This is a genomic window from Desulfosporosinus acidiphilus SJ4 (genome assembly GCF_000255115.2).
Lineage (GTDB): Bacteria > Bacillota > Desulfitobacteriia > Desulfitobacteriales > Desulfitobacteriaceae > Desulfosporosinus > Desulfosporosinus acidiphilus.
This window is the reverse complement of sequence record NC_018068.1, coordinates 4,576,438-4,590,001: the sequence shown is the minus strand read 5'-3', so window position 1 is coordinate 4,590,001 and position 13,564 is coordinate 4,576,438. Positions and strand designations below refer to the sequence as shown.

Genomic DNA, 13,564 nt, shown 5'->3' with positions numbered 1-13,564 from the left:
AAAGAATTTGTTTTGACGGCAGAAGGGATTTCTTTAATAAGCCGATACATAAAATTCTAAGAACATTTCAGCTTCTAATTAATAATCTAAACGAAAGATGATTAAGAATTGAAAGAGAGTTGATTGTCTTGATGAAAATGAAACTTAAGTTTTTAGCAATCTTACTTTGTTTGTTTGTTTCAATGATAATAGCCCCTAAAGGTACCTATGCTTTATCTTCATCAAACATTCAAAGCGCGCGATTTGCCGGTGAAGACCAGTATCAAACTTCTTCAGCTATTGCCAAAGCAGGTTGGACTTCGTCTTATTACGCAATTGTTGCCAGCGGGGTGAATTTTCCTGATGCCTTGTGCGCCGCACCTCTTGCTGCAAAATATGATGCTCCTATCTTACTTAATTCAACCAATCATCTGGAAGATGCCACGAAAGAAGAACTTTTAAACTTAAATGTAAAGAGTGTCATTATGATTGGAGGAACCGGGATACTCTCTGCAGGTGTGGAGCAAGATATAGAAGCTTTAGGGATTAACGTCTGGAGAATTGCTGGGCAGGACCGTTATGAGACATCTTTAGATGTTGCCCAAGTTTTGGGAGAGTCTACTGAAGCTGTGATTGCATCAGGTGATGATTTTCAGGACGTATTATCAGCTGCTCCGATAGCGGCACAAAAAAGAATGCCAATTATTCTTACACCTAGTACTGAGCTTGAAACGAATATAAAGGATTACATAGAAAAATCAGTAACGAAAACCTACGTTCTAGGCGATGAAACGTATGTTAGTGATTCTATTTTTAATCAACTTCCCGCGCCCCAAAGATTAAGTTCCAGTGATCACTATAATACGAACATTGAAATATTAAAAGCATTTGCTAATGATCTTAATTTAAATACTTGTTATGTTGCGACAGGTGAGTCCTACCCTGATGCATTGTCCGGATCTGTACTTGCTTCATTAACGAAATCGCCGGTCATTCTTGTAAAAGAACCTTTAAATGAAGAAACGAACAGTTATTTTACGGAAAATGCGAACAACATTAAAAAAGTAATTGCTTTAGGTGGGACAGCAGTAGTATCGGACAATTTGCTAAGCACTATTACCGCATGTAGTGGTTCTAATACTGATAACAACACTAATACAAACACTAATACAAACACTAATACAAACACTAATACAAACACTAATACAAACACTAATACAAACACTAATACAAATACTAATACTAATACTAATACCAATACAGGTAATGCCAATTCCAATTCAGGTAGTGCTAATACTGGGGCAGATAATAACGGTGTACTAGGAAGTCCGACTCATGTTTTAATAAATTCCCCGGACACGAACGAGATTGATTTGTCATGGGATTCAATAAATAATGCTGTTTCCTATAATGTATATAGAACTACAGCCGATTCGGGGGTATACAAACTTATTGCTTCGGTTAATTACCCATACTATATTGATGATAATGCTTTTTCGGGTGTAACATATTACTATAAAGTGCAGGCAGCAAATACAACGGGCACCGGTCCGTATTCAAGTGTAGCGTACGCGACTGCATTACTGGACAAGAATGTTTTTTCTCCTCCGACGAATCTTGTTGCAATCACCCAAAGCAATTCACAAATCCTGCTCAGTTGGATTGGTGTTCCTAATGCTATGTATTACAATATATATAGGGCAACATCTTATGGTGGGACATATAACAAGCTTACATCGGTAACGGTTTCTAATTATACGGACAGTTCTGCAACTGCAGGTACGATGTATTATTACAAAGTCCAGGCTGTCTGTGACAAGGGGCCGAGTACTTTCTCAAATATTGTCTATGGTGTTACAAAGTAATCTTATTTAGTTAAAATATTTAAAGACTAACATCGTTTTTGCTTTCCTAACTTACGCCATGAAAACGATTAAATTGATGCAAGAAAAGTCCTCAAATTCTTAGAATTTGAGGACTTTAAATCTTATTCGCTACTTAATGGTTCGATTATTCTAGTCGGTATAGATTGACATATAGGTAGGATCCGTAGGCTGTACAATAATTTCGATAGATTTAATCATACCATTTTTGCTAACAGCCGTTAGTTTAATTACATCTCCTACATCAGGTGGCGTAACGATCGTCCCATCAAGATTCATGCTAAAGGCGCTAGGTGTTACTCCATCAGCTTTGACCGCGGAAACGACTCTTATCGAATCTAAAGGAATTGCTTTTGTTCCGTACTGGTCAACTCCTAAGAAGTAGACGGCAGCACGACCTATGGTGTTGAGATTAGCCGTGTTATCATATCCGTTATGAGTTGGACCGTAAGTACCAACGGTCCCGTTGCTGTCAAATCTAGCCATGATCTTATTCTTATCAAGCCAGTTTGCGCTTATTTTAGCCACATCACCTATATCGTTAAGTGAGTTGGTTGGTAAATAGGTTCCAACTGCAGCAACAAGCATTTTCGTTACGGGTGACGCTGTTGAAGATTTAATGGGTGTTGTCAGGGCGTGGACTAAACCGTCTGCGCCATTAAGTGTTACTGTCAGATTCGTACTAGATGAATCTTTGCTTGGGTCTAAATCGTTAGCAACGACCTTCACTTTATCATAGGCAATGGGACCGGATGCCGCGTTATTAACAACTGTAAAATCTTTTGAGTCCACAGCTACAGCGATAACTGGCTTGCCTCTAAGTTTTATCTTTGATCCTGAAGATGTCGTTCCATAGACATGGGGGTTTGCAGCATAGTCAATGTCATAATCACTAAGAGTGGAGTTATCATTTACAGCATAGATTGGATTGGGGACAGGGTCGATTGTGTATCCTTTTACATCCGTGTCGGCAAGAACTGAGATATCCACGGATTGTGAATCAATAATCGTATGGGGGTCTGAAACAGTACCGAGATGGCCATCAAGGGCATTAATTAGTTTGAAAGTAATAGTTCCTGATCCTGCTCCCGTTGGGTTGGTTGAATTTGCAGCATTTGCTTTGATGCAGATGCCTTTTGCCCCGGATGCAATCGGATTAGGTGTCAAGTAGGTTGAGTTACCATAGATATCAGTGCCGGTTACCGAAATAGAGCCGGAAGTTGTTGCTATGACTTGGTAACAATATTTAGGGATTGCCACAGTTCCGCCGATAGTAAGAGCAGACGAAGTAGTTGCCTTGCCAATCATATCATAGATTCGGCCATATTGATCTTTAACGCTAAGACCACCGTAGTTAATGCCGAAGTCAATGAATTGTTCAGATCCATTCTGCATGGTACTTAATAGCACTGACGTATTCAATGTTAGCGTCTTTGGTTGCGCAGTTGGCTGAACATTAAGAGTTATGGAGCTAAATTTGCCAGTTGTTGTGACTGCAGTTAAAATTTCAGGAATACTTTGATTACCTGAAACAGCAATAGGTGTATTAAATAAACTAGCAGTTCCGTCAACATTCTCCACAAGCGTACAACTGGTAAGGCCAGTAGTAATATCTTTGATGTCATCATATTTAGTTAATTGTTTTCCATTTTGATCGTATGCCATAAAGGGAATCATTTTAGATTCACCTGAAGCGACATTATATGAAGGCGCCATCAAATTAAATGAATAAAGTGATTGCTGTTTCTTTAATGTTAACTGTAATCCCGAAGGTGCCCCTTGCCAGCCCATAGCAGTAATGGTTACAGGCATATCCGTTTGAATAGTGTCAACAGTGACTGTAACTTGAATTGCAGCTTTGTTACTGTCGTTAGGATCTTGTACAATTTTAGCAATGACATAGGGACTGGAAACTGACAATTGATCAGAATTTACTCCGGTTAAGATTAAACCGTTTTTAACTAAGTTATAGTCGTTAGTAGGGTTACCGCTCATATCGTTAGCGGTGTAATCAACATACCATGTGTCGCTGGTATCGGCAGCAGTAAGCGGTGTGTTATTAACGTTGGTCAGTTTATTCAGCGTAATGCTGCTTAAGGTTCCCATTGCTGTCGAGGTAGGCAGCGTTGCACTGGCGGAAACACCTGAGGTTGAATCATAGCCTGTAAGAACTACCGTAGAGAAGGTAAGGAGGTTCTGACCGTTTGGTGTAACTTTTAAGACACCGTGTGAAGGTGAAGTAATGTTACCGACTCCACATTGCCACTGAATGTTATTAGCAAGATAGCTGTTAGTAATATCGTTGCCATATTGGTCAATAACCGAAAAGGTTGCATAGCCGATGCCGCTGCCTGTGGTAGCCTGAGTAACAGCAAGTTTGGTTGCGGTAATGTTTATCTTAGCGATCTTTTGCGTTGTAATAGCCACGGTGCTTGAACCAAGATCAGATTCGCCATTTTTCACACTAACGGTATAGGTTCCTTCAGGGAAGTTTGCCGAACCACTCAGGGTAGCGACTGTTTTGGTATCGTTCCAAGTAGGAGTAACCGTAACAGGAGCCCCAGAATTTGTAATCGAGAATGTAACTTTGCTGGTATCAGCCGGAGCAGTATTAAACTGGACTTTGATGCTGCTGGCACTTACAGCAGTTACAGATGTGACATTCAATGGACCGACCTGTGAAGGGACACTGCCAGTGAGAACACCGGTACGCACTGCGTCGGAAACAACAGCTGCACCGCCCAAAGCGGTAACAACTGCATTTTCGGCTAATTTGCTGTGGACAAAGGTTGCTGATGCAGGAACAGTTCCGTCTGTGAGGACAATGGGGGACTTTGTCAGAGCTGCAAGAGGCGCACCAGCAAGGGCATCAATCCCGGTTTTGCCATTGGCAACATAAACGTTGGCAAACTGGAGGGACGAACTAAAATCTTGGATGACTTGGTTATTGGTGTCATAAGCCGTTGCTCCGGCATGACGGGTTGCATGAGGGAATTGAGCCGCTACTGAATCACTGATCACACCTGTTCCGCCGATGATATCGGTTGAAGTAATGCTTGGGTTAGCTGCTAAAAAGGCGGCAACACTAGGAGGAACAGAATTCTTGTCGGTAATGAGGATTGGTTCATTAGCAGCCGAAGCAATAGAAGCAATGGAAAGAGCATCTTGTAATCCATTGGCAACGGCAACTTTGGTTACGCCGACCATTTTCTTAGCAATGTTAACGGAAGTTTCAGCACGATCTTGTCCGCCGATGGAAACAACTTTAATGCCCATGGCTGACAGTTGGTCAAGCACTGCTTGGCTGATAACAGCTTTACCGCTTGTGACATAAACTGTTTTAACATTGAGTTTGGTGAGTTCTGCTTTAGTATCAGGGTCAAGGGTATTTCCAGGACCGGTTAACAGGATTGGAGCTTTTAGGTAACTAGAAAGAGGGCCGGCAGTCAGAGCATCAACCATACCATAGGAAGCGGAAGATGCAAGAATTGCTGTACCGGTCCAGCCGGTTTGATCGGCAATTGCTGTTGCAGTTTGTGCTGCGGTTGTGCCGGCTAGACGTGTTGAAGCGGCATTTTCAGCAAAAGCATGTGAAGGAACTGTGGTTAAGGTCATACTTATGATTGCTAACGATGTAAGGAATTTTTTACTTTTTTTCATGTAGTAAAAGTCTCCTTTCAATAGTAAGTTCCACATCGGTGTAAATAAGTCGCCCACCACCCCCTTAAAATAAAGGCAATTAATAAAGTTAAGCAGATAAGTAAATAAATGGAGGAGATAAAAAAATAAGAGTGTTATTTGGAGTTAGCGCTCATTACTCAATAATAAAAGGTATTATAAAAGCAATAATAATAAACAATAACAAGTAAAGAAACCATCATTAACCAAATCTATTATTCTACATACTGATTAGAAATCCTGCAAATATTAAGATAATATAAAAAATTATAAAAATTGTTTATTTTATAAATATTACATGTATAAAAATATTGTATTTTCGAAAGATGTTTCTATTTTTTTGAGTATCTTTGCTATTGAGGATTAAAAGTTATTTTGTACCACTCTATAAAACAAGGAGCAGCGTTAGAACGAGTTAATGTGTATCTTAAGGTATATTCTGAAGTGAACAATATCGGAGATCGAAGAAAAAGGGCACAATTCTATCTTCAGTTTAAATAGTTCAATCAATCTATTGAAGAACTTCAAGTCAGGCATAACTGAAATATTGGAGTTTACATGGAAGGATAATTGTTGATAGCGTCGAATAAGAATTATATATGAAAAACTATGCGGAATATTTCTCTCATAACAGCGGAGGTTAATCGAATTGTTGTACTCTGGAAGAGTATCTAAATTAAGTGTGCGTTTTTTTGTTTTAGATTTAGTGGTGTATGCTATAAGCAGCTTCATAGTCGGATATTTGAAATTCTTGAATGATATATCTGTTATCAGTATCAACGCCTATTTAATAATGTTAGTGCTGATAGGTATTATTTTCATAAGCTTATTATATATTTCAGGGAACTATGAAACGCCAAACCTATTACAAGTCCATCCGCAGATTTATTTTCGCTCACTAATGTATAGTGCTGCTTTTTTTTATGTTATATCCTTTTACGTCCGCTATGTGAGCTACTCTCGTATCTATTTCACCGTATTTTTTGGAGTCAACTTTATTTTAGCAATAACGGCAAGATATCTATTATCAAAAGTATATAAATCAAGTCTCGGTGATAAGGCAAAATTACCTTTAGTGGCTATAGGATTCATGTCTAATAATGAAAACCTCTTGGAAAAACTGGTTCTAGAGATGAGACTTAGGGTTGTGGCTAAACAATCTTTAATTAGCAATCTGGAAGAATTAGTGGATAGTCATCACGAGATTGCAAATAAGTTAGGCTTAGTGAATACAAGAGAGCTAGGCATGTTGGTTTACGAGGAGAAGGTAGGACAACTAGAGCCCCTAATTTCTTATTGCGAACTTAATTATATTCCCCTATTTATTGTGCCGTCGGTTAGTAGTTTATTGTCAATTCCGTTAAAAACAATTAATTATAGAGGGATTCTCCTCTTAGGTCCTAAAGATTTGGTTGTAGATGGCGTCTCAAAACGCTTTAAGAGAATTTTGGATGTGATACTGGCTATTATAGGTATAGTACTGACTTCATGGCTTATGGCTTTTTTATGGGTAATCTTATTATTTGATTCGCCTAGACATGCAATATTTTCTCAAGAGCGCTTAGGTCTTGATGGAAAAAAAGTCCGAATTTTTAAGTTTCGTACAATGGTGATAGACTCGGAAAGACAACTTAAAATCCTCCTTGAAAATGATGGGATAAATAAAAACTATTATGATAATTATAAGATCGAAAACGATCCGCGTATAACACCCTTAGGAAAGTACTTAAGAAAGTGGAGTTTGGACGAACTGCCTCAATTGATAAATATTTTAAAAGGTGATTTAAGTTTTGTTGGGCCACGTCCAATTGTTCCATCAGAACTTGCCCGATATGGTACTCATGGCAAAATAATTCTTCGTGTAAAACCCGGACTTACCGGTTTATGGCAAGTAAGCGGGCGTAATGATGTGAGTTATGAAGATAGAATTCAAATGGATCTATTCTACATACATAATTGGTCTCTGGGCTTTGACATGAAGATAATATTACAGACAATTCCGGCGGTTTTGTGTAGAAAAGGAGCTGGGTAATATTTTCTTATTGAATAATGGAGTTGGTACTACAATACGGGCTAAATGAAGAAGTTTTAAAAACACCGAATATGGAGAGGGGAATAAATTTTCGTGCGAGTGATGATAACCGGCATAAATGGTTTTGTAGGTAAATATTTGGCCAAAGAACTTCTAGAGTATGGCTATACAGTCAGCGGGATTGGCATGGGTAGATTTGAATTGTGTGATAATCAGTATAGAGATATAAATATCTTGGATAAAAATATATTAAAACAAGCGGTGGAGGAACTTAATCCGGATTTGGTTTTTCATCTTGCAGGAAATGCTTCGGTAAGCCGTTCTTGGACTGATCCTAAGGCATCGTTTGATGCTAATGTTGTGGGAACGATCAATTTGTTGGAATCATTGAATGGGAGAGATATTAAGTCTATTATTATTGTGAGCTCATCGGAGATTTATGGGCCTGGAAAGTTATTCGGGGAAAGGTTTGCGGAATCTATGCCTCCGAATCCACAAAACCCCTATGCGACTTCGAAATATGCAGCGGAGCGTATTGCCTTACAACTTGGTCAAATGTACAAGCTGCCCATCATAAATACGCGCCCATTTAATCATATTGGGGTTAGTCAAAGTGAGGGTTTCGTTGTACCCGATTTTGCCCGCCAAATTATCGAAGCATCAAAGGGGGACGGAATTATCAGAGTAGGGCGACTTGATGTATATAGGGATTTCACTGATGTAAGGGATATAGTACGAGCATATCGCCTATTAGCTGAAAAAGGTCTTGCGGGTGAAACCTATAATATATGTTCTGGTGAGGGCAGAAAGATAAGCGATATTTTACAGCTTATGTGCACTGAATATGATGATTTAGCAGTACAACTTGATGAGAAGAAGATTCGTCCTTCGGAGAATATTTATGCTGTTGGAGACAATAGTAAAATAAAATCCGCTGTAGGTTGGGAACCCAGCTATGCTATTGAAGATAGTTTAAGAGAGGTTCTGAACGAATGGAAGAATCGCATGTAGAATGCCCGAAGGAAGGCATATAGGCTACATTTGGTATTACTGAATAAACAAAATGAGTTTGCTTATTGCTCTTGAGAAACAAACACAAATACTTGAGAGTGCGCCAAAATATATTACATAGTAGAGACAGCAAAATTCACAAATAAGATGTAAACTTCAATTAAGAAAGGGTTGTAAAATTATATGAAGAGCGCTTTGATAACAGGTATAACTGGTCAGGATGGATCCTATTTAGCCGAATTGCTTTTAGAAAAAGGTTATAAAGTTTATGGGATAGTTAGGCGAAAGAGTAAAGTTGACTTTGGTACAGTAGATCATTTGAAGGAACAGTTAGAATTTATTTATGCCGATATGACGGATTTACCATCCCTTATCGGGGCTATGAAGATTGCTCAACCGGATGAAGTGTATAATCTTGCCGCTCAATCTTTTGTGGCTACATCCTGGGAACAACCCTTGGCAACAGCCGAAATTGATGCTCTAGGAGTAACTAATATGCTTGAAGCAATTCGCATAGTAAAGCCTGAAGCCCGTTTTTATCAAGCTTCAACGAGCGAAATGTTTGGCTTAGTTCAGGAAACTCCCCAAACAGAAACAACCCCCTTTTATCCGCGGAGTCCTTATGGAGTAGCTAAGCTCTATGGGCACTGGATTACTAAGAACTATCGAGAAAGTTATCAGATGTACGCTTGTTCGGGGATTTTATTCAACCATGAGTCTCCACGACGTGGTTTAGAATTTGTTACACGTAAAATAACAGATGCAGTGGCACGAATTAAGTTTGGGTTACAGGATAAATTATACTTAGGTAATTTGGATGCTAAGCGGGATTGGGGTTATGCAGGAGATTATGTCAAAGCAATGTGGTTAATGCTTCAGCAAAAAGTAGCTGAAGATTATGTTATTGCTTCAGGAGAGACTCATTCCGTTCGTGAATTTGTACAGCTAGCATTTCGCTTTGCAGGCTTTGAACTGGAATGGGTAGGAGAAGGTGTGAAGGAAAAAGGAAGAGACAAGATAAGTGGGAAGACCTTAGTTGTGGTTGATCCGAGTTTCTTTAGACCAGCAGAAGTTGAATTGCTTCTTGGTAGCCCTGCAAAAGCATGCGGCACTTTAGGTTGGGATCGTATTATAGGATTTGAAGAACTGGTGAGCATGATGATGAATGAGGATTTGAACCGAGTCGCACAAGCAGTACAAAAGGAAAATAAAGGAGTATCTGCTTAATGGTTGCAGTTTTCCGTGAGACATATACTTATAGAGAAATGTTGAAAAATATGGTGAAGCGAAATTTGCGCACACGGTATAAGGCATCATTTTTTGGATTTCTTTGGACATTTATAAATCCATTACTGCAATTGGTTGTGTATTCACTAGTATTTTCCACAATAATGAGGATGAATGTCGAGCACTATCCCATGTTCTTGTTTGTAGTGCTTTTGCCGTGGATATTCTTTACAAGCACGACTCAGGAAGCTGCGAACCTAATTGTTAGCAACAACAATATTATCAAAAAGGTATATTTTCCGCGCGAAATTCTTCCACTGGCCTCTACAACTGCAGGCCTTGTTAATTTGGGCCTAAGTTTTATTATTTGTATTATAGCTTTGCTTCTCTTTCAAATTCCCCTAACATTGAGTTTATTGGCGTTACCAATAGTCATGATAAGCGAATTTATTTTTACATTAGGGGTAAGTTTAGTTGTTTCAGCAATAAACGTCTATTTTAGAGATGTAGAACATATTTGGGGTATAGTTATAATGGCTTGGTTTTACCTGACTCCGATAGTCTACCCTTTAAACGTTGTTCCAGCGAAATATTTAGGGTATATCTTCCTTAATCCGATGGTTACTTTAATGGAAGCCTATAGAGATATTCTATATTACGGCGTATTTCCTTATTTTCCGGGCATAGGCTTATTTACGCTTATGTCGTTTCTGATACTCATTTTTGGTTATAAGCTTTTCAAGCATTTATCTAAAGGTTTTGCAGAACAAATATAGGAGTTTTTAAATGGAATATGTAATTGAGGCCCAAGATATTTGGAAAAGATTCCGGTTGTTTCATGACCGTGCACCAACTTTGAAGGAAAGAGTTCTTTTTAGTCATAGACGCAAGTATGACGATCTTTGGGTTCTAAAAGGTGTAGATCTTAAGGTGGAACGGGGGAAAACCATCGGACTAATAGGGCAGAATGGTTCGGGAAAGAGCACTCTGTTGAAACTTATGACGCGAATCTTATACCCGGACAGAGGCGGTATTCAAATAAGAGGAAAGGTTTCTAGTTTGCTTGAACTAGGAGCGGGATTCCACCCTGATTTCAGTGGAATAGAAAATATCTATATGAATGCGGCTATTTTTGGTTTGACCAAAAAGGATATCGATAGGAAGCTCGATGAAATTATTAGTTTTTCGGAACTGGAGGAGTTTATTGATAGTCCTGTGCGAACCTATTCATCAGGAATGTATATGAGGCTTGCTTTTTCCATTGCCATTAACGTTGAACCAGATGTGTTACTAGTAGATGAGATTTTGGCTGTGGGAGACGAAAGCTTTCAGAAAAAGTGTCTAAACAAGATGAAATCCTTTAAAAGCTTAGGGGTAACAACTGTCATTGTTTCCCACAGTATGAGTCAGCTAGAAATGCTTTGCGACGAACTAGTATGGCTTCATGAAGGAAAAATAGTTAGAAAAGGAATTGCTTCAGAGGTTATTGATGATTATAGGGTTACAATGTTTGGCAAAGAGAATCTGAGATTAGAAGCTGAGAATCGGCAAAAGGCAGAGCGTTCTCCGGAAATGATAATTGGCGATGGGGTTGTTTCGGAAAACAACCCAGAATTCGAAAATGAATCCACGTTTCCCCAATCAATTGATGAGAAAAGACGTTGGGGAAACGGTGCAGTAAATATCAATGAAGTCGTGATGCTGGATAATTCCGGACAATCAAGATTTACATTTGAAAGTGGTCAACCATGCACTATTCAAATGCTTTGCAAGATTAATAAATCAATTTCAAATTTGGTTTTTGGAATTGCGATTTATCGCAATGACGATATTTGGTGCTATGGAAGTAATACGTTTATTGATAGATATCCAGTAGATGTTGAGAAGCTCGGGGATGAAGTCGTTGTCAGAGCAAATATCGAAAAGCTAAATCTAGTAGAAGGTGAATATTACCTAAATGTTGCTAGCAGTGACGGTCTTGGGACACAGTATGATTATTGGGCCCGAAGCGTGATATTTAACATGTATTCACATATTAAGGATGTAGGGGTGTGCCGCTTAGATCATCAATGGGAGGTCTTTCAAGCTTTGAAAGGGGAACATGTTATCTAAAAGATGAACTAACTAATTATCAATATAGTACATTATTTATTTCTTTCTTGCACGTGAAATGCCTAGAATCTAGAGGCCTTAGCAATATCTAAGATAAAGGAGATAACAATGGCAAATTCACATCTTACTATCGAGGAAGTAATGAGAAGGATCCAAGATACCATGAAGACTAAGAAGACGACAATGATCTTGGCCAACTCTAATAATATTACAAAAACTAGGAATACCTTGGTTGAGGAGAAGGGTCTTAGCTCACTGGATTCGGAACTGAGGCAGAATAATTTGACTTGGAATATTATTATTGATTATCCGATTACTTCTCACCGCAAAATAATTGGGCGTTTTATTGTATTTGGAAAAAAATTTGTGCGGAAATTCCTGCGCTGGTATATAAATCCTCCGATTGATCGCCAACGTGAGTTTAATGCTAGCGTAACACGAACACTTAATATTTTGGGTGATTATGCTCACGAACAGACTAAGGCTCTGCAAGAAATATTGACTAAGAATCATGACTTAGATGCTATTATGAATTCAGTCAATCATCAATTCGAAGAACTTAGTATTTCAGGTAGAGGATTCGAGTCCTTTACCGATAACTTAAAAGATAAAGCAGATCGAAATGACGTTGAGCTCTTAAAGGGATATCTTGCTGGGAAAGCTGGTTCAGAAGAACTTGAGGTGATAAAAGGTCTTCTTGCTAGCAAAGTCGATGAATCGAAATTTGAGGCAATCCGTGATATGTTAGCAGCTAAGGTGGACAGAGCAGAACTGTCAGAAAAGATAGGTATGGCAGAGATATTCTCTCAAGTAGAAGAACAAACGAAGCGTTCTTTAGAACCTGAACTCACCTTGATAGCTGACCGATTAAGAAGGTTGGAAAGAAAAATTAACAAAGGTCTTAATCTTGAATTAGGTACTCAAACCGTGGAGCGCCTGATTCAGGAGGACAAGAATGATAATCTAGATATCGACTATTTTCTTTTCGAACAGAGATTTAGAGGGAGCAGAGAAGAAATTAAAGAGCGTCAGAAGGTTTATCTTGACTATTTTAGAAATAAAAGCAATGTTTTGGATATTGGCTGCGGTCGTGGGGAGTTTGTAGAGCTTTTGTCTGAAAATGGAATTGGCGTTATGGGGATTGATCTCAACGAGGATATGGTTGGTTATTGCCAAGATAGAGGTCTGCCTGTCATTCAATCGGATTTATTTACCTATCTAGAAGGCCAAGAAGACAATAGTTTGGATGGAATCATAGCTCTTCAGGTTATTGAACACTTGGAGTCAAGGCTTTTAATTCGATTCATTAATCTCGTTCACTCGAAGCTAAAAGTATCAGGTATTTTGATATTGGAAACAATTAACCCCCAGAACATACAGGCAATTAGCAACTGGTTCTATATGGATTTATCTCACATTCGCCCGGTTCATCCAATAACCTTGCAATTTGTTGCCGAAAGTGTAGGGTTAAAGGTAGTTGACCAGTTGGCACTTAACCCAGACATTTCCTCTAGAATATCAACTAATAGTATGGAGCAAGTTTGTGATAGTAGAGTAGATTTACTTATCGATCGATTTAATAGCCTATTTTACGATGCACAGGATTATGCAATTGTTCTACGTAAGGAAGTGGTATAGCAGG

Annotated in this window: 8 protein-coding genes; 7 read left to right on the top strand and 1 reads right to left on the bottom strand. The window is 38.7% G+C overall.

What is annotated here, in order from left to right; all coding sequences use genetic code 11:
* The first annotated feature begins 131 nt into the window (after positions 1-131).
* Positions 132-1,844, top strand: a complete 1,713-nt coding sequence (locus DESACI_RS21095) for a cell wall-binding repeat-containing protein (protein ID WP_014829251.1) — start codon at positions 132-134, stop codon at positions 1,842-1,844.
* A gap of 150 nt (positions 1,845-1,994) precedes the next feature.
* Here the strand turns inward: DESACI_RS21095 and DESACI_RS21090 are convergent, their stop codons facing one another.
* Positions 1,995-5,522, bottom strand: coding sequence for a cell wall-binding repeat-containing protein (locus tag DESACI_RS21090; protein ID WP_014829250.1), 3,528 nt, complete (start codon positions 5,520-5,522; stop codon positions 1,995-1,997).
* Between the two features lie 670 nt (positions 5,523-6,192).
* Here DESACI_RS21090 and DESACI_RS23295 point away from each other — a divergent pair.
* From DESACI_RS23295 to DESACI_RS23290, 6 genes are all read left to right on the top strand, one after another.
* Entirely contained in the window at positions 6,193-7,572 is a 1,380-nt protein-coding gene (locus tag DESACI_RS23295) for an exopolysaccharide biosynthesis polyprenyl glycosylphosphotransferase (RefSeq protein ID WP_158310205.1), read from the top strand.
* A gap of 102 nt (positions 7,573-7,674) precedes the next feature.
* Positions 7,675-8,583, top strand: coding sequence for a GDP-mannose 4,6-dehydratase (locus DESACI_RS21080; RefSeq protein WP_242833209.1), 909 nt, complete (start codon positions 7,675-7,677; stop codon positions 8,581-8,583).
* 183 nt (positions 8,584-8,766) lie between these two features.
* Positions 8,767-9,810 (top strand): GDP-mannose 4,6-dehydratase, encoded by a 1,044-nt coding sequence (gene gmd / locus DESACI_RS21075; protein ID WP_014829247.1) that lies wholly within the window; start codon positions 8,767-8,769, stop codon positions 9,808-9,810.
* The gene (locus tag DESACI_RS21070; protein WP_014829246.1) at positions 9,810-10,586 is read left to right on the top strand and encodes an ABC transporter permease; all 777 of its coding nucleotides are present in this window, start codon (positions 9,810-9,812) and stop codon (positions 10,584-10,586) included. Before gmd ends, DESACI_RS21070 begins: the two co-directional genes overlap by 1 nt.
* A gap of 10 nt (positions 10,587-10,596) precedes the next feature.
* Positions 10,597-11,922 (top strand): ABC transporter ATP-binding protein, encoded by a 1,326-nt coding sequence (locus DESACI_RS21065; RefSeq protein ID WP_014829245.1) that lies wholly within the window; start codon positions 10,597-10,599, stop codon positions 11,920-11,922.
* 108 nt (positions 11,923-12,030) lie between these two features.
* Positions 12,031-13,560, top strand: a complete 1,530-nt coding sequence (locus tag DESACI_RS23290) for a class I SAM-dependent methyltransferase (RefSeq protein ID WP_014829244.1) — start codon at positions 12,031-12,033, stop codon at positions 13,558-13,560.
* Positions 13,561-13,564 lie beyond the last annotated feature (4 nt).

Excerpts from the sequence above, each read along its gene's own strand:
- DESACI_RS21095 (WP_014829251.1), top strand. The coding sequence starts at position 132 with ATGAAAATGAAACTTAAGTTTTTAGCAATCTTACTTTGTTTGTTTGTT.
- DESACI_RS21090 (WP_014829250.1), bottom strand. The coding sequence starts at position 5,522 with ATGAAAAAAAGTAAAAAATTCCTTACATCGTTAGCAATCATAAGTATG.
- DESACI_RS21080 (WP_242833209.1), top strand. The coding sequence starts at position 7,675 with ATGATAACCGGCATAAATGGTTTTGTAGGTAAATATTTGGCCAAAGAA.
- gmd (WP_014829247.1), top strand. The coding sequence starts at position 8,767 with ATGAAGAGCGCTTTGATAACAGGTATAACTGGTCAGGATGGATCCTAT.
- DESACI_RS21070 (WP_014829246.1), top strand. The coding sequence starts at position 9,810 with ATGGTTGCAGTTTTCCGTGAGACATATACTTATAGAGAAATGTTGAAA.
- DESACI_RS21065 (WP_014829245.1), top strand. The coding sequence starts at position 10,597 with ATGGAATATGTAATTGAGGCCCAAGATATTTGGAAAAGATTCCGGTTG.
- DESACI_RS23290 (WP_014829244.1), top strand. The coding sequence starts at position 12,031 with ATGGCAAATTCACATCTTACTATCGAGGAAGTAATGAGAAGGATCCAA.